Origin of the sequence: Enterococcus sp. AZ197 (genome assembly GCF_050556405.1) — a bacterium.
In the GTDB taxonomy this organism is placed as follows: Bacteria; Bacillota; Bacilli; order Lactobacillales; family Enterococcaceae; genus Enterococcus; species Enterococcus faecalis.
In genome coordinates this window covers 2,218,751-2,239,624 of sequence record NZ_CP187873.1, presented here as the reverse complement: position 1 = coordinate 2,239,624, position 20,874 = coordinate 2,218,751, and the positions used below count along the sequence as shown (strand labels likewise).

19 protein-coding genes are annotated in these 20,874 nt (G+C 36.9%); 14 read left to right on the top strand and 5 right to left on the bottom strand.

Features of this window, described 5'->3' with window-relative positions; translation table 11 throughout:
• Positions 1-33 precede the first annotated feature (33 nt).
• Together nrdG and nrdD are read right to left on the bottom strand one after the other, a co-directional pair.
• On the bottom strand, positions 34-630 hold the full coding sequence (gene nrdG, locus IGK82_RS10710) for an anaerobic ribonucleoside-triphosphate reductase activating protein (RefSeq protein WP_002356379.1): 597 nt from the start codon (positions 628-630) through the stop codon (positions 34-36).
• A gap of 32 nt (positions 631-662) precedes the next feature.
• The gene (nrdD, locus tag IGK82_RS10705) at positions 663-2,846 is read right to left on the bottom strand and encodes an anaerobic ribonucleoside-triphosphate reductase (protein ID WP_002385686.1); all 2,184 of its coding nucleotides are present in this window, start codon (positions 2,844-2,846) and stop codon (positions 663-665) included.
• Positions 2,847-3,251: 405 nt separating this feature from the next.
• Here nrdD and IGK82_RS10700 point away from each other — a divergent pair, with 405 nt between their 5' ends.
• From IGK82_RS10700 to IGK82_RS10635, 14 genes are all read left to right on the top strand, one after another.
• Positions 3,252-4,019 (top strand): ABC transporter ATP-binding protein, encoded by a 768-nt coding sequence (locus IGK82_RS10700; RefSeq protein WP_002356382.1) that lies wholly within the window; start codon positions 3,252-3,254, stop codon positions 4,017-4,019.
• Positions 4,009-6,105, top strand: a complete 2,097-nt coding sequence (locus IGK82_RS10695; protein WP_002384061.1) for an ABC transporter permease — start codon at positions 4,009-4,011, stop codon at positions 6,103-6,105. The genes IGK82_RS10700 and IGK82_RS10695 overlap by 11 nt, the downstream gene beginning before the upstream one ends.
• 203 nt (positions 6,106-6,308) lie before the next feature.
• Positions 6,309-6,458, top strand: a complete 150-nt coding sequence (locus IGK82_RS10690; protein WP_002356384.1) for a teichoic acid D-Ala incorporation-associated protein DltX — start codon at positions 6,309-6,311, stop codon at positions 6,456-6,458.
• Between the two features lie 14 nt (positions 6,459-6,472).
• Positions 6,473-7,993 carry a D-alanine--poly(phosphoribitol) ligase subunit DltA gene (gene dltA / locus IGK82_RS10685; protein WP_002365063.1) on the top strand — a complete coding sequence of 507 codons (1,521 nt, stop codon included), beginning with the start codon at positions 6,473-6,475 and terminating at the stop codon, positions 7,991-7,993.
• Positions 7,990-9,195 (top strand): D-alanyl-lipoteichoic acid biosynthesis protein DltB, encoded by a 1,206-nt coding sequence (dltB, locus tag IGK82_RS10680; RefSeq protein WP_002382500.1) that lies wholly within the window; start codon positions 7,990-7,992, stop codon positions 9,193-9,195. The genes dltA and dltB overlap by 4 nt, the downstream gene beginning before the upstream one ends.
• Before the next feature lie 32 nt (positions 9,196-9,227).
• Positions 9,228-9,464: a D-alanine--poly(phosphoribitol) ligase subunit DltC gene (gene dltC, locus IGK82_RS10675; RefSeq protein ID WP_002356389.1), complete on the top strand. Its 237-nt coding sequence runs from the start codon at positions 9,228-9,230 to the stop codon at positions 9,462-9,464.
• The gene (gene dltD / locus IGK82_RS10670) at positions 9,464-10,738 is read left to right on the top strand and encodes a D-alanyl-lipoteichoic acid biosynthesis protein DltD (RefSeq protein ID WP_002356390.1); all 1,275 of its coding nucleotides are present in this window, start codon (positions 9,464-9,466) and stop codon (positions 10,736-10,738) included. Before dltC ends, dltD begins: the two co-directional genes overlap by 1 nt.
• 212 nt (positions 10,739-10,950) lie before the next feature.
• Entirely contained in the window at positions 10,951-12,033 is a 1,083-nt protein-coding gene (locus IGK82_RS10665; RefSeq protein ID WP_002362323.1) for a M42 family metallopeptidase, read from the top strand.
• 20 nt (positions 12,034-12,053) lie between these two features.
• Positions 12,054-12,845 carry a DUF975 family protein gene (locus tag IGK82_RS10660; protein WP_016622222.1) on the top strand — a complete coding sequence of 264 codons (792 nt, stop codon included), beginning with the start codon at positions 12,054-12,056 and terminating at the stop codon, positions 12,843-12,845.
• A 145-nt stretch (positions 12,846-12,990) separates the two neighbouring features.
• A complete protein-coding gene (locus tag IGK82_RS10655) occupies positions 12,991-13,731 on the top strand; it encodes an MBL fold metallo-hydrolase (RefSeq protein ID WP_002356393.1) in 741 nt (246 codons plus the stop codon).
• A gap of 32 nt (positions 13,732-13,763) precedes the next feature.
• Positions 13,764-14,768 carry a lipoate--protein ligase gene (locus IGK82_RS10650; RefSeq protein ID WP_002356394.1) on the top strand — a complete coding sequence of 335 codons (1,005 nt, stop codon included), beginning with the start codon at positions 13,764-13,766 and terminating at the stop codon, positions 14,766-14,768.
• A 613-nt stretch (positions 14,769-15,381) separates the two neighbouring features.
• Positions 15,382-16,071: an O-methyltransferase gene (locus tag IGK82_RS10645; protein WP_002381418.1), complete on the top strand. Its 690-nt coding sequence runs from the start codon at positions 15,382-15,384 to the stop codon at positions 16,069-16,071.
• A 240-nt stretch (positions 16,072-16,311) separates the two neighbouring features.
• Positions 16,312-16,875 (top strand): alkyl hydroperoxide reductase subunit C, encoded by a 564-nt coding sequence (gene ahpC, locus IGK82_RS10640; protein ID WP_002367212.1) that lies wholly within the window; start codon positions 16,312-16,314, stop codon positions 16,873-16,875.
• A gap of 96 nt (positions 16,876-16,971) precedes the next feature.
• Positions 16,972-18,654: an FAD-dependent oxidoreductase gene (locus tag IGK82_RS10635; RefSeq protein ID WP_010709878.1), complete on the top strand. Its 1,683-nt coding sequence runs from the start codon at positions 16,972-16,974 to the stop codon at positions 18,652-18,654.
• A gap of 100 nt (positions 18,655-18,754) precedes the next feature.
• Here the strand turns inward: IGK82_RS10635 and IGK82_RS10630 are convergent, their stop codons facing one another.
• The 3 genes from IGK82_RS10630 to IGK82_RS10620 all read right to left on the bottom strand — a co-directional run bounded on the left by IGK82_RS10630 (position 18,755) and on the right by IGK82_RS10620 (position 20,788).
• On the bottom strand, positions 18,755-19,345 hold the full coding sequence (locus IGK82_RS10630) for a hypothetical protein (protein WP_010709877.1): 591 nt from the start codon (positions 19,343-19,345) through the stop codon (positions 18,755-18,757).
• Positions 19,346-19,465: 120 nt separating this feature from the next.
• Positions 19,466-19,999: a 3'-5' exonuclease gene (locus IGK82_RS10625; protein ID WP_002356400.1), complete on the bottom strand. Its 534-nt coding sequence runs from the start codon at positions 19,997-19,999 to the stop codon at positions 19,466-19,468.
• A gap of 33 nt (positions 20,000-20,032) precedes the next feature.
• On the bottom strand, positions 20,033-20,788 hold the full coding sequence (locus IGK82_RS10620; protein ID WP_010709876.1) for an exodeoxyribonuclease III: 756 nt from the start codon (positions 20,786-20,788) through the stop codon (positions 20,033-20,035).
• Positions 20,789-20,874 lie beyond the last annotated feature (86 nt).

The window sequence follows — 20,874 nt, the reverse complement described above, 5'->3', positions numbered from 1 at the left end:
CATCCTCAAGAGATGGCTAAAGGGCTAACTTTTTTAAATTGATTTTTTGATTTGTTCATAAGACGTTTCGGCGTCATGACATTTTTCCCAAATAACAGCTTTGCCAGCAGCAAGTGATTTGGGTACATCAATAATCCGTTGATTACTACTGCCACGAAATTGTAAATTTAAATTACGTTTTGCCAGTTCAAAGCGCCCATCAACTAAAATGTCAATTGAATGGAGTAGTTCAAGCTTATCAGGCGTTTCTAAAAGTAGTTCTTCAAAGGTATACCCAGACCAAGACCAGATATCTTTGGCTGAGCCAAATGTTTCCCGCACACGTTTGACTACACTAAGACAAACATCTGTATTCAGAAAAGGTTCACCACCCAAAAGAGTCAAACCTTGGACATAGTCATGGGACAAATCTTCAATAATTTGATTCATTAAAGATTCTGTAAACGGCGTACCGTAATTGAAATTTTGGACAGCTTTGTTAAAACAACCTTCACAAGCAAAGAGACAGCCACTCACATATAAACTATTGCGTACACCTTCGCCATCAACAAAGTTGAACGCTTTGTAATCGGCAATCTTTTTTTGGCTGTAGTCTTCGGTTTTCCATTCTTGTGGTTTCGGATTACGCATCAGCAAAACTTCTTTCTATAGAATAATCGAGTTTAATTTTTTAAATGTTTCACACGAGAGGAAATTTCTTTGTGACGACCATGTACCATTGGGCGAGCTTGCGGGTTACCTAAATAACCACAAGTCCGTTTAACGACATCACAAGTCTTAGGATCATGATTGCCACATTCTGGACATTCAAAGCCACGTTCAGTTGGATGGAAGTCCCCTTCAAAACCACAGGCATAACAATGATCAATTGGCGTATTGGTTCCTAAATAGCCAACTTTGTCATAAGCGTAATCCCAGACAGCTTCAAGTGCTTTGGGATTTTGCTGTAACATGGGGTATTCACAGTAGTGGATAAAACCACCAGAACAGTATTTTGGATAATCTTTTTCAAAATCAAGTTTTTCAAAAGGCGTTGGATTTTTGCGTACATCATAATGGAAACTATTTGTGTAATATTCTTTATCTGTAATATTTTCGACGATGCCAAATTTTTCAGTATCTAAACGGCAAAAACGGTCAGTCAAGCTTTCGCTCGGTGTAGAGTAGACACTAAAATGATAGCCGTATTCGTTGCCCCAGTTGTCGGCATTTTTTTTCAGTTCTTTTAAAATATCCAGTGTAAAGTTTTTGGCCTCTTGATTGTCCTCCCAAGCACCGCCGTAAAAGGCAGAAGCCACTTCATACAAGCCAATATAGCCAAGCGAAACCGTGGCACGTTTGTTTTTAAACAGTTCATCTACGGCATCCTGTGTAGCTAAACGTTTTCCAAATGCACCATACATGTATAAAATCGGTGCATTCGCTGGTTTAGCTTCTTTAACACGTTCAACCCGATAAACCAAAGCATCTTTAACGATCGCCAAACGTTCATTTAAAATTTGCCAGAACTTTTCTTGGCTTCCTTGCGCTTCTAAAGCGATTCTTGGTAAGTTCAAGGTCACAACGCCTAAATTCATTCGGCCAACATTTACTTCTTCACCTTGTTCGTCTTTCCAGCCTTGTAAAAAGGAACGACAGCCCATTGGTACCTTAAAACTACCTGTTAGTTCAACGATTTTATCATAGTTTAAAACATCAGGATACATGCGTTTCGTTGCGCATTCCAGTGCCAGTTGTTTAATATCGTAGTTTGGATCAGTAGGTTGCGCATTGACGCCGCGTTTAATTGTGAAAATCAGTTTTGGGAAAATAGCTGTTCGTTTTTCAATCCCTAAGCCATTAATTCGGATTTGTAAAATCGCCCGTTGAATTTCTCGCTCAAACCAGTTGGTACCTAAACCAAATCCCAGAGAAGTAAAAGGGGTTTGTCCATTGGAAGTAAATAAAGTATTAATTTCATACTCAAGACTTTGCATGGCATCAAAAATATCTTTTTTCGTTTTCTTCCGAGCGAATGCTTTTTGGCGTTCTTCTCCTTCAATCCATTCTTGCGCATCTGCTAAATGTTTTTCATAATTACGTTCCGCAAAAGGCGCTAATAATTCATCAATCCGATCGGCAGAGCAACCACCATATTGACTGGAAGCTACATTGGCAATAATTTGAGAAATTTGTGCAGTGGCCGTTTGAATTGATTTTGGTGATTCGACATCAGCGTTCCCAATTTTAAAGCCATTGTTTAGCATGCCTTTAAAATCAATTAAACAGCAGTTTGTCATGGGCGTATATGGATGATAATCTAAATCGTGGTAATGAATGTCGCCTTTTTGATGGGCATTAGCCACGTGTGAAGGCAACATCTTTAAACCAATTGATTTTCCAACAATCCCAGCGGTTAGATCACGTTGCGTATTAAAAACGTCACTGTCTTTGTTGGCATTTTCGTTCACGACAGTCTGATCTTTATTAATTAATTTGCCGATAGATACATTAATATCAGTTGCTTTACTACGCTCAAAATCACGTTGGGTTCTGTAATGAATGTATTCTTCGGCTAAGGCATATTCATTGTTGGATAGCAGAGTATGTTCCACAATATTTTGAATTTCATAAATTTTTACGTTATTGGTAAAACGTTCGGCAATTTCTCGATTGACATCGGCAACAATCGATTGGACTTTTTGATGTGTCAAAGGAGTGACTTGGTCATGTATTTTTTGTTCAGCTTTGATCAAAGCATCGTATATTTTTTGATCATCGAAAGTCACTAAACGACCATCTCGTTTGACGACTTTAATTGTTGAGAGATTAACATCCTCGGCTTTTTCATCAGTAATCTTCATCATTTTATCCAGCTCCTTATATCTCGTTAGTAACTATCCTAATACAAAGTTCGGCTAAATTCAATCGATATATTGCGTATTTTTAGTAAAATATCACTAGACAAACACTATATATTGTGCTTGCGCTGTTTTGAAAAAATATGAAAACAAATGAAGAAAAGGATTGAGCAAATTTTTTTGTGTGAAAAAAATTCTTTGTCCAAATTAAAAAACAGCAAAGAGTTTTTTGCCAAATTGCTAAAAGCAACACTAAAAAATAACAATTATTAAATAATAATTGTTTGCGGATTTATTCACGAAATGCCAATTATTCTTTGACTACCGAACGATATTGTAAGATAAAACGATGTTCATTCAGATTTTTTCTTGGTAAAATAAGAGTAATAACAAAACGTTGGAGCGAGAAAAATGAAAAAAATTGTAGAAGTAAACCATGTCAGCAAGACATATGGTCGTTTAAATAATAAAACAGAAGTATTAGATAATATTTCGTTTACCGTTGATGAAGGCGAATTTGTGGGGATTATGGGTCCCAGCGGTGCTGGGAAATCGACACTGTTGAATGTCTTATCCTCGATTATTTTGCCAACCGCAGGAATCGTGCGTATCGCCGGACAAGATATTTTAAAAATGCGAGATAATCAATTAAGTGATTTTCGGAGAAACGAAATGGGGTTTATTTTTCAATCGTTTAACCTAATTGATACGTTAAATGTGAAGGACAATATTCTGTTGCCTTTAGCTGTAGAAAAAGTTTCATTAGAAGAAATGGATAAACGTTTGTTACATGTGACTTCGATTTTGGGGATTCAGGAGCTTTTATCTGCTTATCCACCAGAGATATCTGTGGGACAAAAACAACGGGTAGCAGCTGCTCGTGCTTTGATTACGAACCCTAAAATTATTTTTGCAGATGAACCAACTGGCTCACTGGATTCAAAATCAGCAACAGAATTGTTGAAATATTTAGCTGAAATTAATCTACATGATGATGCCACAATTTTGATGGTGACACATGACCCGTACACGGCCAGTTTTTGCAATCGCATCTTGTTCATTAAAGACGGTGCGATTTTCTCAGAAGTTGTTCGTCAAGGATCACGTAAGGAATTTTTTAATCGTGTGATAGATATGCAAGCAACGATTGGTGGAGGCGGGCGCGCAAATGATTTTTAAACTATCATTAAAAAATTTAAAAGCTCATGTACCTAATTATCTGGTTTATTACATTAGTATGACTTTTGCAGCGGTCGTTTATTATTGTTTCCGTGCGATTGCTTACAACCAGCCTCTTGTCGCAGGTGCAGGCCGTGATATCGAAATTAAGCGATCTTTAGGACTTGGTAGTACCTTAGTCACCATTATTATTTTGGGCTTTATGTTGGCAGCAAATCGTTTTTTTATAGGAAAACGTAGCCAAGAAATTGGATTGTATCGATTAATTGGCTTGAGAAAGAGCCAAGTTTCACTAATTTTTTTAGTGGAAAATTTAGTTTTAGGCTTTGTTTCACTAATTAATGGAATTATTTTAGGAGTGATTTTCACCAAGTTGTTTTCAATGATTTTAGCCAAAGTTATGTTTTTAGAAGTCCCCAGTTTCTTCTATATTTCTTGGCGTTCCGTTATTGAAACCGGTGTAGCTTTTGCATTTATGATTTTGATTGTCTGCTTAAGAAGTATTTGGATGATTTATCGTTATCCATTGTCGCAGCTTATGCACCAAGAAAAAATTGGTCAAATTAATTATAGTCGTTTAACGAAACGGCGGCAGTTTCTAGGTATTTTAGGACCTATTTGTTTACTGGCTGGTTATTTTATTGCGTTTGATTTTCGGAATTTAGCGACAGGTATTGTGTATAAACAATTAAATGATTCATTGGATATCTCGATTCCGATGATTATTACATTGACGCCTTTTATCATTTTGGGTCTATGTGTGGTGGGAACGTATTTATTTTTCCGTTATACCATGTATTTTATCATTCGCTTATTTAATCATAGAAAAAAATGGTATTACCAAGATTTACGCATGATTACTTTAGGCAATGCCAAACGCTACTTATTTAAAAGTAGCAAAACACTCACTGGTTTGACCTTGTTAATTGCGACGGCCTTGAGTGGGATCGGCGTGATGGTTTTTGTGTATACGATTAGTATGCACACGGTCAACAGTGATGGCCCCGTGGACTTTTTAGTTTCACAGGAAAGCTATCCTAAATTGAAGAAAGTTCTTGATGAAGCGAAGGACACCAAAATAAAAAATGAAGTGACACTTTCTTATAAAATTACTGGAATTGAACGCAGTTTGCGAATTGGTCAAGCGCAAGAGGAACAAGAAACGATTGAAGCAGTTAATGTTTTATCTTTCTCCAACTACCGCAACTATCAAAAAATTAATCCTTATTTAAACGATTTACATTTAAAAAATGACCAAAGTGTTATCTATATGGATAGCTTTACCAATATTTTAAGTGGTATGTCTCGTTATGAATCGAAACTGCAATTTGTTGAAGGGGAGAAGGCACAACTGCAACAAGTGCTGCCTAACTATCTAGGCAATTTTTTATTGCAATATTCCTTACCAACGATTGTCGTTTCCGATGCCCTTTATCAGAAAGTGACAAAAAATTCCATTCAGTATCAGATTAACGCCGTAAATGTTGACACGAAAAGCCGTGAAAAACTTTATGAAGCCGTAAATAAACAGATTGCCACAGAATGGCAAGCGCCAATTTTGTATAAGTATGAAAAAAATAACCAGCAGTTGAGTGGTTTTGCCAAACAAATGCCTAACGAAGAGGTAAAGAATACGCAAGATGATGTCACAGAAACTTGGCGGCTAAATATGAATGATCGCTACGCCTCTTTACGCTATGAACGAAAAATTAACGGCTTGACTTTATATGTCTCCATGTTTGTGGCAATTTTAGCGTTGTTTATTACGGGCAGTATTTTGATGTTACGACAACTGTTTTCAGCTGTAAGTGAGCGTCAAGATTACGTGACTTTAAAACGGATGGGTGTTTCTAGTAAAGCGATAACTAAGCAAATTTATCGACAGAATAGTTTGATTTTCTTTCCGCCGATGGTCATTGGGATTTTGCATACTACCTTTGCCATTTATTTGCTAAGCCAATTTATTAAGAGTCCAGGATATTTGTTAGTATATCTTTCTTGTGGAATCTTAATAATTGTTTATCTAATTTTTTATATTTTAACGTCTGCCATTTATGCGCGGATGATTCGACACATCCATTTTTAAAAAACTGTAAAAGCCGTTGTGAAGCGGTTTTTACAGTTTCTTTATGCGAAAAAATTATGAGAGTTCCGTTTATGAAAATCATGAAAATTTAAGAAGTGACGAAATTGTTAGTTTTTTTATTAAATTGTAAGAAATTTCAATGGACTTTGCTGAAATATAGCATAAAATAATGGATAGCGATTAACCTTAGGAGGTGAATGATAATGAAAACAACTTTTCAGAAAATTCTCAATAACGAAAGTCTTAAATTCATCGGTAAAACGTTATTTTATTCTTTCATTGTCATTGCATTAATTTATCTTTATCATTACAAGAATATCAATGGAGGAACCTTCATTTATAACGAGTTTTAAGGAGGCGGCTATATATGGAAAAAGTAATTAATATGATTCAAACGATTGATGAATGGGCACGTAAAGAACCCCAACGTCCTGTTTATTTAACCGAAGAAAAAGTCTCTACGTATGGAGAGTTAAAAGAAAAGTCAGACAATCTAGCCGCTTATTTAGCTGAGCTGAAAACGGACAAGTCAGCGATTGTCGTATACGGAGAATTAGATTTTGAAATGATTGTGAGTTTTTTAGGCGCATCGAAAGCTGGTTTTAGCTATATCCCCATTGATGCACATACACCAAAAGAACGCATTGAACTAATTCTAAACGTAGCCAAACCAACCGCAGTGATTGCTGTGCATGAATGGCCTGAGTTAGCCACTGAAGTGCCAGTAATTACGGCGGAAGAATTAACAGAAATGATGATACATGCACCCCGGCATGCGCCTGCGTTAATACCTGTCACAGGAGCAAGTAATTACTATATCATTTTCACTTCAGGGACAACTGGCGTACCAAAGGGTGTGCAAATCAGCCATGATAATTTAGTTAGCTTTACGAATTGGTTGTTGCAAGATTTTGGTTTAGAAGAAGGGGCCCGCTTTTTAGCACAGGCACCTTATTCGTTTGATTTATCGGTGATGTCTATTTATCCCGCATTGGCGTTAGGCGGCTCATTAACTCCGTTACCCAATGAAATCATTAACGATTTTAAACAATTATTTACGCGTTTGCCACAATTAACAATCGACGTCTGGGTTTCAACACCGTCCTTTATTGAATTGTGTCTAATGGAACCAAGCTTCGATGGTGAACATCTACCAGCACTGCGCACGTTTTTATTCTGTGGAGAAGAATTACCAAAACCAACGGCTGAGAAATTAGCCGCTCGTTTCCCAACTGCGCATATTTATAATACGTATGGGCCGACAGAAGCGACTGTAGCGATTAGTGCCATTGAAATCACTCAAGAAGTTTTAAAAAGTGTTCAACGTTTACCAATCGGGTATGTGAAAGAGGATACGCAAATTTATATTATGGAAGGCATGTCAAAATTACCTGCAGGTGAAATTGGTGAAATCGTCATTGCTGGACCAAGTGTTTCCAAAGGCTATCTAAATAATCCTGCGAAAACAGCTGAAGCTTTTTTCCAATTAGATGGCGTACCAGCTTATCGCACAGGCGATGCTGGAAAGTTAGTCGATAACCTATTGCAGTATGAGGGACGCTTAGATTTTCAAATTAAATTGCATGGCTACCGCATTGAGTTAGAAGAAGTGGATCATCACTTAACGAATGTTTCCTACGTGAAACAAGCAGTCGTTGTGCCGAAATATCAAGGAAATAAAGTCCAACAATTAATTGCCTATGTCGTTCCGCAAGCACATGAATTTTCAAGTGATTTTCAATTAACTAAGGCAATTAAACAAGAATTAGCCACGTTGACAATGGACTATATGATTCCGCAAAAATTTGTATATGTTGAACAATTACCTTTGACAAGTAATGGCAAAATTGATCGGAAAGGGTTGATGAATGAGGTGAATGCCACATGATGAATTTTCCTCATATGATTCCCTATAATGCACCGTATTACTTTGTTCTGCTAATTGCGGCCTTGTTGCCAATGATTTTAACTTTAGCCATTAAAGGGACACGTTGGCCTTGGTACCAAACGCTCGTGACACTGGTCTTTCTATATATCAGTTTTGGTGGCGAATTTTGGCAACAAGGAGTCGCTCTGATTGTATATGTTATTTATCAGACGTTACTAACGTGGGGCTATGCGGCTTATCGAAAAAATAAAAATGCAGGTTGGGTCTTTTATCTGGCTGTCTTTTTAGCTATATTACCGCTTGTTTGGGTGAAAGTTTCTCCCTTCATGACAGGCAAAACAACCTTACTTGGCTTTTTAGGGATTTCTTATTTAACCTTTAAAGCGGTCCAAGTGGTCATGGATTTACGGGATGGCGTAATGAAAGAATATCATCCGTTTCGTTACATTCAGTTTCTCTTGTTTTTCCCGACTATTTCTTCAGGACCCATCGATCGTTATCGGCGCTTTGAAAAAGATTTGAAAAACCCGCCGAGTGCGGAGAAATATTTAGACTTTTTAGAAAAAGGAATTTTTTATTTATTTCTAGGATTTTTATATAAGTTTATTATCAGTCATTATCTTGGTGGTGTCTTTTTACCACATGTGGAAAAAATGGCCTTGGCACAAGGTGGTTTATCCTGGTGGACAGTCGGCTATATGTATAATTACAGTTTGTATCTATTCTTTGATTTCGCAGGCTATAGTTTACTGGCCGTTGGCACAAGTTATTTAATGGGCTATGATACACCAATGAACTTTAACAAACCGTTCCTAAGTTGGAATATTAAAGAATTCTGGAATCGTTGGCACATGACCTTATCTTTTTGGTTCCGTGATTACATTTACATGCGCTTAATGTTTTTCTTAATGAAAAAGAAAGTCTTTAAAAGTCGGATTGTGACTTCTAATATTGGTTACTTTGCGTTGTTCTTAATCATGGGCATTTGGCATGGATTAACGTGGTTCTACATCGCTTATGGGCTCTACCATGCAACACTAATTTGTGTAACAGATGCTTGGCTACGTTTTAAGAAAAAACATAAAGACAAGATACCATCAAACAAATTTACACATGCATTTGCAGTCTTTTTAACTTTCCAAGCGGTTTGTGTCAGCTTCCTGATTTTCTCAGGATTTTTAGACAAACTATGGTTTAAATAAACAAAAATAAAAATATAAAGGGGCAATTTACAATGAACATTCAAGAAACAGTATTAAACATTTTAGAAGATATTACAGGAACAGACGAAGTTGTGAACAATCAAGATATTCAATTATTTGAAGAAGGATTATTGGACTCTTTAGCAACGGTTCAATTATTAGTAGAAATTGAAGGACAATTAGGAATCCAAGTTCCTGTATCAGACTTTGACCGTGAAGTATGGGGAACACCAAAACAAATCATTCAACAAGTGGAAGCTTTACAATAATGTCTAGAAAAAAACGACTAATCAGAATCTTAGGTCCAGTGCTTTGTTCAGCGGTCTTGGTTGCAGTGTTCTTTTTTGCACCGTTCAGAATCAATTTAACTTCCGAAAAAACGTTGAAGGAAGCATCAACGTCAATGGCACCGAACGTTTTAAAAGGCAATGTGATTAAAAACAAAGCAGTGGCTTCTGGTAAATATGTTCCTTTTTTTGGCTCTTCTGAATTAAGTCGATTTAGTGCTTTCCACCCTAGTGTGCTCTCTGAAAAGTATCAACGGAACTACCGACCGTTTTTACTAGGAGAAGCGGGCACACAGTCATTAACCCAAGCAATGGTCATTCATTCGATGGGCGATGCGATTGCCAATAAGAAAGCGGTCTTTATTTTATCTCCGCAATGGTTTGTCAAAAAGGGTGTACCTAATGATAGTTTTGGTGCACACTATTCACAATTACAAACCTATCAATGGTTAGCTAATTTAACCGAATTAACCAGCGGTGACCAATATCTAGCACAACGTTTGACCAAATTTCCAGTTGTTCAAAAAGACAAAGTCTTAATGGAAACCTTGGCAAATCTGCAGGCAGGGCAACTTCCCCAACGCTCTCAACGAGATTATTTTATAATGAATCTCCGTTTCTTGAATCGTGAAGATGAATTGTTTAGCCAAATTGGCATGGTTAGCAGAGAACCAATTGTTGAAAAAGATATGAAACAATTACCTGCTACTTATAATTTTAATGAATTAGATCAGCTAGCTGGAAAAATTGCGGCAAAAGCCATTAATAATAATAAATTTGAAATTAGTAACGGCTTTTATCGCCAACGGATTAAACCAGTTTTACCGAAATTAGCTCATTCACAAAAGAAATGGGATTATCGTTTTTCTCCAGAATATGGTGATTTCCAAGCTGCGTTAGAACAGTTAGCAGAAAAAAATGTCGATGTTTTATTTGTAATCCCACCTGTTAACAAACGTTGGTCGGACTATACGGGCTTGTCACAAGATATGTTGCAACAAGTAGCACGCAAGCTGAAATATCAACTTCAAGAGCAAGGCTTTACTAACATTGCTGACTTCTCAACATGTAGTAATGAACGCTACTTTATGGCGGACACGATTCATTTAGGTTGGCGTGGTTGGCTTGCTGTTGATCGTCAAGTAGATGAATTTATGAAACAACCTGCGTCTAAAAAGTTAGCGTATCAAATTGATGATCGTTTTTATCAGACAGATTGGCAACAACAAAATCCATTGGTCTTACCTCAATTTTAAGAAGGCAAGATGGATCAAGTACCAATTATCTGAAGCGGACTAGAAACGCTTCGTAACAATGAAAATAGCCTGTACCTGCCGTTGAATAACGAGCGTGCAGGCTGTTTTTTCGTTTATTTTTAGTGGAGAACGTTGCTCAATTTATTTTTTGTAAGTATTTTTTTAGTTCGTGGTATAATGGATAAAATTGGTTTTTGAGGGGAGTTATTTTTATGGATGCAAAAGAAGAAAAAATGTTAATTGATTTAACAAGTGCTAAAGGGATTGCTGGGAATGAAGACGAAGTACGTTCGTTATTTAAAAAGTATGCAGCACCGTATGCGGATAAATTTTTATATGATGGCCTTGGCAGTATTATTGCAAAAAATGTTGGTGATAAAGAAGGACCAAAAGTCTACATTTCTGGGCATATGGATGAAGTCGGTTTCATGGTTACCCAAATCACAGAAAAAGGCTTTTTAAAATTTCAAACCGTTGGTGGTTGGTGGGGGCAAGTGATGTTGGCCCAACAAGTTCAGATTAAAACTACGACTGGTAAGGTTTACCATGGTGTCATTGGGTCTAAACCACCGCATGTGTTAACAGCGGAAGTTCGTAACAAACCCTATGAGATTGCAGATATGTTTATTGATATTGGTGCAAGTAGCGATCAACAAGTTGCAGAATGGGGGATTCATCCAGGGGATATGGTGACACCATATATTGACTATCGTCGCATGAATGATACAAAATTTTTATTGGCAAAAGCGTGGGATAACCGAATTGGTACGGCCGTTTCATTAAAAGTTTTAGAAAATTTAGCGACAGCAGGGCACCCCAATATTTTATTTGCAGGCAGTGATGTGCAAGAAGAAGTCGGGCTACGCGGTGCGCAAACAAGTACGCATCTTGTGAATCCAGACATAGCGTTTGCTTTAGACACAGGAACAGCTGGTGACACACCAGGAATGACACCTAAAGAAGCTGACTCTGTTTTAGGTGAAGGGCCACAAATTTTGATTTATGATGCATCAATGATTCCGCATAAAAAATTACGTGATTTTGTTATTCAAGTGGCGGAAGAAAATAACATTCCCTTCCAATATACAGTGATTACAGGGGGAGGTACGGATGCTGGTCGCATGCATTTAACGCGCAATGGGATTCCATCATTAGCCATCACGGTGCCTGTTAGATATCTGCATTCACATACCTCAGTTATTCATGAAGATGATTATTTCAACACAGTCAAATTAGTCACAGAAGTGGTGAAACGTCTAGATAAAGAAACAGTCGCTAAATTGACTAGTTATTAGTTTCAGAAAGGATGGAATGAATGAAAAGTTTAGTAACAAATTCGCAACATCGTGCCAATGCTCGCAGAGCCCTTGATGGGCAATGGGGGATCATGGCTTGGTTAACTTTCTTAGGAGTGGTTTTACAGAGCTTCTTAACATCGATTGTGCAAAATTTATTTTCTGGTGAAAATCAAGTTTTTCAAAGTAGTTTTGCCGCAGTATTACTGCAAATTTTTGTTTTATTCGCGTTAAGTTATGCGCTATATTACGCAGCCTTGAAGGTGTTGCGTGGTGAAAAGGTGCGGGTCAATATTTTAATGAGTGTTTTTCAAGGAAAATATTATGGTCCGCTATTTGTGGTCAACCTACTTCAAAAAGTACTTGAACGTGTAATTGGTTTGTTATTTTTGTTACCAATTTTATTTGGGGCAGGGACAACCTTGTATTTCAAATTGATGTTTAATACAGTTACACCAGAGGAAATCCAAGCCTTTTTCTTAAATGATTTTTCCTTTTTCCTAGCATTTGGCGTTGCCACTATCTTGATCTTTTTAATTGGTTTATTTGTGAGTGGCGTTTTTCAATTTGCTGTGTGGCTACGTTTTGATAATCCAGAACTGCCAATTATGATGGCATTGAAACAGGCGTTATATTTAATGAAAAATCGTTTTTGGCAATATTTATGTTTACAATTTTCTTTTATTGGTTGGTATATTGTGGGCTTTTTAGCTATTGGTATCGGTCTATTATGGGTGATTCCTTATAACTATGTATCGTTAGCTAGTTTTTATCAAACTGCCTTAGAAGAAAAAGGTTTAGCCGAAGAATAAAAAAGAAGCTTGAATCCTTCGTTATCTCGACAAAGGGTTCAGGTTTTTTCTTTGGTCTTTTTGTGAAAATTTAAGCGTTTTAACCTCGTTTTTCCGTTATTTTATGGTAACATGGAAGTATCGTATTGAAGGAGGTTGTCCACACATGAAATTGACTGTCTTAGGCTGTTTAGGTGCTTATCCATACAAAGGAGAAGGAACGAGTTCCTATTTGTTAGAATCTGAAGGCTTTCATTTGCTTATTGATGCAGGCAGTACGACATTAGTGCGTTTAGAAAACTATCTAGATCCATTGAAATTAGATGCTGTCATTCTGTCGCATTACCATCATGACCATATCGCAGATTTAGGTGTTTTACAATATTATCGTCAGCTTTATCCAACGCTGGAACCGACGCCTATTTTGCCAATATATGGCCATACACAAGATCAAATGCATTTCAAAGAACTAACGCTTCCTAACGTTTCCGAAGGGAAAGAGTATTTTGAAGCAGAAGAGTTGGCAGTAGGACCATTTTTAATTACTTTCATGGAAACGATTCATCCTGTCACTTGTTACGCGATGCGGATTGTTGAAAAAGCGACTGGCAAAGTCTTTGTCTTTACAGGAGACTCTGGTTACTTAGCAAGTTTTGAAGACTTTGCAAAAGACGCTGATTTATTCTTAGCGGATACGTACTTATTTGAAGGTAATGAACGACATCATGCACACTTTACGTCAAGAGAAGCGGGTGAAATTGCCAAAGCAGCACAAGTCAAACAATTGATGTTGACCCATTTACCACAGCATGGGTCATTGGAACAACTACGGGAAGAAGCGCAAAACTATGCTGGAACGGAAATTCCAGTGACATTAGCCCAACCAGATTTAACAGTTGAGATTTAAAAAAGTAACTATACCAAGGGAGAGAACCGATTGTGATTTTTGTACCGAATGAAAATAATGACCCACGAGTGAACTTAGCAATTGAAACATATTTGTTAACAGAAATGCCTTTAGATGAGCCCATTCTTTTATTTTACATTAACGAGCCGTCAATCATTATTGGCCGTAACCAAAATACAATTGAAGAAATTAACAAAGAATATGTAGATGAGCACGGCATTCATGTTGTTCGTCGCTTAAGTGGCGGCGGCGCCGTTTATCATGATCATGGTAATTTGAATTTTAGTTTTATTATGCCAGATGACGGCAACTCTTTCCGTGATTTTGCGAAAGTTACCCAACCAATTATCCAAGCATTGCACGACTTAGGCGTTGAAGGTGCCGAATTAAAAGGGCGCAATGACCTAGTGATTAATGATATGAAGTTTTCAGGAAATGCGATGTACGCTACCAACGGCCGCATGTTTGCACATGGAACCTTAATGTTTGATAGTGATATTGATGAAGTTGTAAATACATTGAAAGTACGGAAAGATAAAATCGAATCTAAAGGTATCAAGTCTGTTCGTTCACGGGTAACAAACATTAAACCATTTTTATCTGAAGATAAACAAGAGATGACAACGGAAGAATTCCGCCAAGAAATTCTTTTGAAAATTTTCGGCGTAGATTCGATCGACCAAGTTAAAACGTATGAATTAACTGATCAAGACTGGGCGGCTATTAACAAAATTTCAGAGCAATACTATCGCAATTGGGATTGGAATTATGGTAAATCACCTGCATTTAACTTAGAACGTCGCCATCGTTTTCCAATTGGTTCAATTGAAATGAAAATGAACGTGGCGGATGGTGCCATTCAAGAAATTAAAATCTTTGGGGACTTCTTTGGGCTTGGTGAAATTAAAGATGTTGAAGATATTTTAACCGGCGTGAAATATGATAAAGCTTCTTTAGAAGAAGCCATTGATCAAATTGACGTTAAAAAATACTTTGGCAATATCGAAAAAGAAGATTTGCTTGGGTTAATTTATTAAAAAAAAAGACAGCCGTTTCAAACGGTTGTCTTTTTTCTAGCTAAAAATAATTTTTAGCTTTTAGAAAGGTAGTGCTATGTGCAAAATCGTCGAAACGATTTTTATCAGGGAACTATCAAATAGCTCGCCTGCATATGTACTTGAACCAAGTCAAGTCCGGGAATTTGGTTATGTGCTTCACTATAAATCACTATCTGTAAAGAGTATACAAGATTTCCTTTCTTTTGTGATATCAAATTTTTACAGACAAAGTAGTAAAATTTGACGTTTCTTATTTTGGCAAGGTTATAGGCTTGTTTTGGGGCTTGAAATAGCAAGAATTAATAGTGATTTAAGGGAAAATATTAACATATGTAGAAATATTTTTATAAGAAATAACGAGAAAAAATCAATAGGTATGTTCTTGAGGGCTACTTTTTGACGTTTTCTGAATAAAACTTAATAAAAAATAGCAGAAACAAAGAAAAAATGTACTTACAAGAAGTAATCCGCACTTAGCTAGGAAGTTAAGAATGTGCATGTTATTTTCAAACAAATAATAAGAATCCTATTTCAATCCTTTACATAGGAACAAGGACTTCGTATAATAAAGGGACGAAAAGGAGCGAAAGTGATGAGAAACGAAATGATGCATCGACCAGTCGTTAAACCAGAATTGGTTGAGTATATGCGTACAAAACAAAAGAAACTTCCCGGAGAATTAGGGGCAGTGGAGGCGGAAGCCAATGAAGCAGGAGTGCCGATTATTCCACACGAAACAGTAGTTTTTCTACAATTTTTGCTAGGACAACTAAAGCCCAAAAATATTTTAGAAATCGGGGCAGCAATTGGTTTTTCTTCAAGCTTGATGGCCCAATTTGTCGGTGAAGATGGTCACGTGACCACGATTGATCGTTTTGACGTAATGATAAAAAAAGCGAAGAAAACCTACCAACGCCTAGACTTAGAAGAAAAGGTCACTCTTTTAGAAGGACAAGCAGCTGAGATTCTACCAACGTTGGAAGGACCTTATGACTTTATTTTTATGGATAGTGCCAAATCAAAATACATTGAATTTTTACCTGAATGTTTACGATTGCTACCAGTTGGCGGCGTTTTGATGGTGGATGATGTATTTCAAGCTGGGACAATTTTAGACCCTGCTGAGGAAGTACCGAAAAAAAATCGAGCGATTCATCGTAAATTAAACCAATTTTTAGATGTAGTCATGGCTCACCCTGATTTAACTTCTACTTTAGTTCCTCTTGGTGATGGAGTTATTTTAATTACCAAAGAGAAAGAAACGATTATTTTAGATAGTTAAAGAATGTCTTCACAAAAAGAAAGCGAATCATTAAAAAGCAAGTTCTTTTAATGATTCGCTTTCTTTTTTATGTTATTTAAAAAGTTATCTCGCTATTTCTAATTGAGAATGATAATCATAAAATTCTCAATATGACAGTATTATGTGTTAATAAAACCTCTTTTATTTATAATTATTCTATTGACGGAATAATTATAAACTGTTATCCTTAAAGAGTAAAAAAACAGAGGAGGAACGACAATGAATTTAATTAATCAAAAACTTTTTGACTTTGAATGTGATGCCTATCACGATGGTGAATTTACACGAGTATCAACAGAAGATATTTTAGGAAAATGGAGTATTTTCTTCTTTTATCCAGCTGATTTTTCTTTCGTGTGTCCTACGGAATTAGGGGATATGCAAGAGCATTATGCGCATTTACAGGAATTAAATTGTGAGGTTTACTCTGTTTCAGAAGATAGTCATTATGTGCATAAAGCATGGGCTGACGCTACAGAAACGATTGGAAAAATTAAATATCCAATGTTAGCCGATCCCAACGGTCAACTTGCTCGTTTCTTTGGCGTTTTAGATGAAGCTTCTGGAATGGCTTACCGTGCTTCATTTATTGTGAGTCCAGAAGGGGACATCAAATCTTATGAAATCAACGACATGGGTATTGGTCGTAATGCTGAAGAACTTGTTCGTAAATTAGAAGCTTCTCAATTTGTAGCAGAACATGGTGATAAAGTTTGTCCAGCCAATTGGCAACCAGGAGAAGAAACAATTGCGCCAAGCTTAGATTTAGTTGGTAAAATTTAAATTCGCTTTGTAAATAGAGGTCAAAGAGTTGGATAAAACAGAGAAAATGTTTTGTTCAGCTCTTTTTCTGAAACACAGAAGAAAGAGGAGAAGCAAGTGACAGAAGAAATCTACGATTTGATTATTATTGGTGGCGGCTCAGCTGCTTTATCTGCAGGTATCTATGCAGGTCGCGCAATGATGGATACCTTAATTATTGAAAAAGACAAAATTGGCGGACAAGTAACGACGACTTCTGAAATTGTGAACTATCCAGCGATTCGTCACACAACAGGTCCAGAACTAATGGAAGAAATGCGCATTCAAGCACAAGACTTCGGTGTAGCTTTTACAAACGACGAGATTATTGATGTTGATTTTAGTCAAACGATAAAAACTGTTCAATCAGCGAGTCAAACCTATCAAGCATATGCAGTATTGATTGCGACAGGGGCCTCTGCTCGTAAAATTGGTTTCCCTGGTGAAAGTGAATTTACAGGACGCGGCGTGGCCTATTGTTCTACTTGTGATGGGGAGTTTTTCCAAGGCCTAGATATTTTTGTGATTGGTGGCGGTTATGCAGCAGCGGAAGAGGCCGTTTATTTGACACGTTACGGTAAATCAGTAACGATGATTATCCGAGAACCCGATTTTACATGTGCAAAATTAACTGCGGAGGCGGCTAAAAATCACCCGAAAATTAAGATTGTTTATAACACAGAAGTGAAAGAAATTACGGGAGATGATTTTGTCCGAAAAGCTGTGTTTGTCAATAACCAGACGGGAGAAGAAACGGTTTATGAAGCACCAAAAGACAGTACATTTGGTCTGTTTGTTTTTGCTGGAAATAAACCAAGTACAGAAATTTTTGAAGGGAAAATTGCCTTAGACCGTGGGTATGTGCCAACAACTGAGAATATGGAAACCAATATTCCCGGAGTTTATGCAGCAGGAGATTTACGAATAAAAGAATTACGTCAAATTGTGACGGCGGTTGCAGACGGTGCAATTGCCGCCACTCATGCGCAACGTTACGTGACAGAACAAAAAACACAGGCAGGTCAACCGATTGTAACGAAGCGAATGACTGAACGATTAGCTAATCAATCTGTCCCTGAAATAAACAGTCAGCAACCAAAAGAAAAACAGCCAGCGAAAGTTACTGGTAAGCATCAGTGGTTCCCAGAAAGTATGCGCCAACAATTAAACGGTATTTTCGCTAAACTAACCAAAAAAGTGACATTGCTTCAGTTTTTGGATGCAAGTGATGAAAAATCATTGGAACTTCAGTCATTCTTAACAGAATTTGCAAGTCTGGATCAGAAGATTACTTTAGAAACGATTTTGAAAGATACTGAGCCAGCCAAAGAATTGCTGTATGGGATTGAAAAAATGCCTAGCGTTGTGCTCTTAGATGCGGCAGGAAACTATACAGGAATTAAATTTAGTGGTATTCCTAGTGGCCATGAAGTAAACTCGTTGGTTTTGGCGGTTTATAATGTCGGCAGCGAGGGGCAGCCGTTAGAAGCAAGTCTGCAAAAGAACATACTTGCATTGCCAAAAAGAAAAATAGAAATCTTTGTTTCACTAACATGTCATTTCTGTCCCGATGTCGTGGCGGCTTGCCAACGTATTGCATCAATTAATCCTCATGTGGAAGCAGAAATGGTGGACATTAGTCTATTTCCAGAGTTGAAAAAAGAAAAGAAAATTATGAGCGTTCCAGCAATGCTGATTGATGGAGAACAAATGATTTTTGGTTCAAAAACAATGACCGAAATTATTGAAGCCTTGGCTTAAAAGAGGCGGAAAAAAGTAATTAACCTAAAGAACCTAAGTCATTCAAAAAAGTGAGAAATACGTCGAGATGACGTATTTCTCACTTTTTTCGCATAGTTAGTCAAGTACCTTTTTTGATTAAGCGATTGAGTTTCCTAAAAAGAATTAAAAAGACACAACAGCAAATGAACAATAGGCTTCCTGTTAGTGGTAAAAAGATACCTTGCATGTAGCTATCGATATGCATTAAACCAGGTACCTCGCTGAAAAAATCATGGATAAACTGTTGAATGAGCTTATTGGCTAGAAAAGCAGCTAAAGGCAAAATAAAAATCAAATAATAGATGGGTTGTAAGGCATAGTTAATTAAAATTTGTAATTTTGTCGTACCTAAAAGAGCTAAGATCAGTAAGTCGTTTTTTTGCTCTAAAAAAGTTAGGAAGAAAGTTCGGCAAATATAACTAATCAGGAAGAAAAAGAGTGTTCCAGCGCTGATTCCAGCCAAACCTCTGAAAATTTTCAAGGGAGGAATCACTGCATAATTATCAAGAAGAATCATTTGTGAAAGCCATCGAGAAAACAACAAAGTCAATAATAGAGCAGAAAAAGTCAGAAAACTAATAATAAAGATAAGAATCAACGTACTAAATTGGTTTTTTGAGCGCCACGTATTTTTAAGAGAGTCTGTGAATAAGTAAAGAATCGAATACATCATCGCGTCCTTTCAGAAAAATTTTTGGTCTAGAGGAAAAGTTATGTAAAAGAAAAGACGTTATCTCCTGCCAACTAGCCACTGAAAGAGATAACGCCTTCGCTGGAAACAAGAACTGGATTATTTCACCAATACTAATTTTTTTAAAGGTTCAACCCCAAATCGTTGTTCTTGCTGTAAAAGAATTTCGGCACAAGCTCGGCTATCTTCTAAAGCATCATGATGATTATTTAAAGTGATATTGAGGTTTTCACAAACGGTATTTAATTTATGATTAGGAAATTCAGGAAACAGTTTGCGACTCGTTTTGACTGTACATAAAGAAAGGTAATTAGGTTGTTCTAAGCCATAGTAATCTAAACAGCCAGCCAAAACACTACAATCAAAACTTGCATTGTGAGCGACCACTAACCGATTTGGTTGAAAACAATGCTGAATTTGTTGCCAGACTTCAGGGAATTTGGGCGCATTGACAACATCTGATTCATGAATGCCGTGAATTTGCGTATTTCGCCAGAAAAAAGGTGTTTCTGGTTTGATTAACGTGTAAAATTCATCCACAATCCGACTATTTTCTACTTTAACAATTGCAATGGAACAGGCACTATGTTTATCATAACTAGCTGTTTCAAAGTCAAAAGCGTAAAAGTTCATTAAAAAAACTCCTTTCAACGCGTTGAGTAACACTTAAAAATCAAGTACAACTTCCACTGGACAATGATCACTACCAAGAATATCTGTATGGATTTTAGCACTGACTAAACGTTCATTCAAGGATTCTGACACAACGAAATAGTCAATCCGCCAACCTGCGTTATTTTTTCGTGCGTTAAAGCGATAACTCCACCATGAGTAGATGCCTTCAGCTTCTGGATAAAAATAACGGAATGTATCAGTGAAGCCACTGTCTAACAACTCAGTAAATTTTTGCCGTTCTTCAGGCGTGAACCCCGCATTTTTTTGATTGGTTTTCCAATTTTTTAAATCAATCTTTTGATGAGCTACGTTTAAATCACCGCAAAGAATGACGGGTTTTTCTTGATTTAATTCGTTTAAATAGGCACGAAAAGCATCTTCCCATGTCATTCGATAAGCTAAACGCTTTAGTTCAGCTTGTGAGTTTGGTGTGTAGCAAGTGACCATGAAAAATTCTGGATATTCTAAAGTGATCACGCGGCCTTCTTGATCGAGAGCCTCGATACCTAAGCCATAGCGAACACTTAACGCTTCTTCTTTAGCGAAAATTGCTGTGCCAGAATAGCCTTTTTTTTCGGCATAATTCCAATACTGATGATAGCCAGGAAGTTCTAAATCAATTTGCCCAGCTTGTAATTTTGTTTCTTGTAAACAGAAAAAATCTGCATCTAATTCATTAAAAACATCCATAAAATTCTTTTTAACAACCGCTCGTAAGCCGTTGACATTCCAAGAAATACATTTCATTGTTGAAACTCCTTTCAAATAAGAAACGCTTTTGCTCGTTTCAGTGCAAACCAGAACCAAAGAAAAGGTCGCTTGGTGCTTTCTTC

Coding starts and splice junctions, on each gene's coding strand:
- nrdG (WP_002356379.1), bottom strand. CDS start 630: ATGCGTAATCCGAAACCACAAGAATGGAAAACCGAAGACTACAGCCAA.
- nrdD (WP_002385686.1), bottom strand. CDS start 2,846: ATGATGAAGATTACTGATGAAAAAGCCGAGGATGTTAATCTCTCAACA.
- IGK82_RS10700 (WP_002356382.1), top strand. CDS start 3,252: ATGAAAAAAATTGTAGAAGTAAACCATGTCAGCAAGACATATGGTCGT.
- IGK82_RS10695 (WP_002384061.1), top strand. CDS start 4,009: ATGATTTTTAAACTATCATTAAAAAATTTAAAAGCTCATGTACCTAAT.
- IGK82_RS10690 (WP_002356384.1), top strand. CDS start 6,309: ATGAAAACAACTTTTCAGAAAATTCTCAATAACGAAAGTCTTAAATTC.
- dltA (WP_002365063.1), top strand. CDS start 6,473: ATGGAAAAAGTAATTAATATGATTCAAACGATTGATGAATGGGCACGT.
- dltB (WP_002382500.1), top strand. CDS start 7,990: ATGATGAATTTTCCTCATATGATTCCCTATAATGCACCGTATTACTTT.
- dltC (WP_002356389.1), top strand. CDS start 9,228: ATGAACATTCAAGAAACAGTATTAAACATTTTAGAAGATATTACAGGA.
- dltD (WP_002356390.1), top strand. CDS start 9,464: ATGTCTAGAAAAAAACGACTAATCAGAATCTTAGGTCCAGTGCTTTGT.
- IGK82_RS10665 (WP_002362323.1), top strand. CDS start 10,951: ATGGATGCAAAAGAAGAAAAAATGTTAATTGATTTAACAAGTGCTAAA.
- IGK82_RS10660 (WP_016622222.1), top strand. CDS start 12,054: ATGAAAAGTTTAGTAACAAATTCGCAACATCGTGCCAATGCTCGCAGA.
- IGK82_RS10655 (WP_002356393.1), top strand. CDS start 12,991: ATGAAATTGACTGTCTTAGGCTGTTTAGGTGCTTATCCATACAAAGGA.
- IGK82_RS10645 (WP_002381418.1), top strand. CDS start 15,382: ATGAGAAACGAAATGATGCATCGACCAGTCGTTAAACCAGAATTGGTT.
- ahpC (WP_002367212.1), top strand. CDS start 16,312: ATGAATTTAATTAATCAAAAACTTTTTGACTTTGAATGTGATGCCTAT.
- IGK82_RS10630 (WP_010709877.1), bottom strand. CDS start 19,345: ATGTATTCGATTCTTTACTTATTCACAGACTCTCTTAAAAATACGTGG.
- IGK82_RS10625 (WP_002356400.1), bottom strand. CDS start 19,999: ATGAACTTTTACGCTTTTGACTTTGAAACAGCTAGTTATGATAAACAT.
- IGK82_RS10620 (WP_010709876.1), bottom strand. CDS start 20,788: ATGAAATGTATTTCTTGGAATGTCAACGGCTTACGAGCGGTTGTTAAA.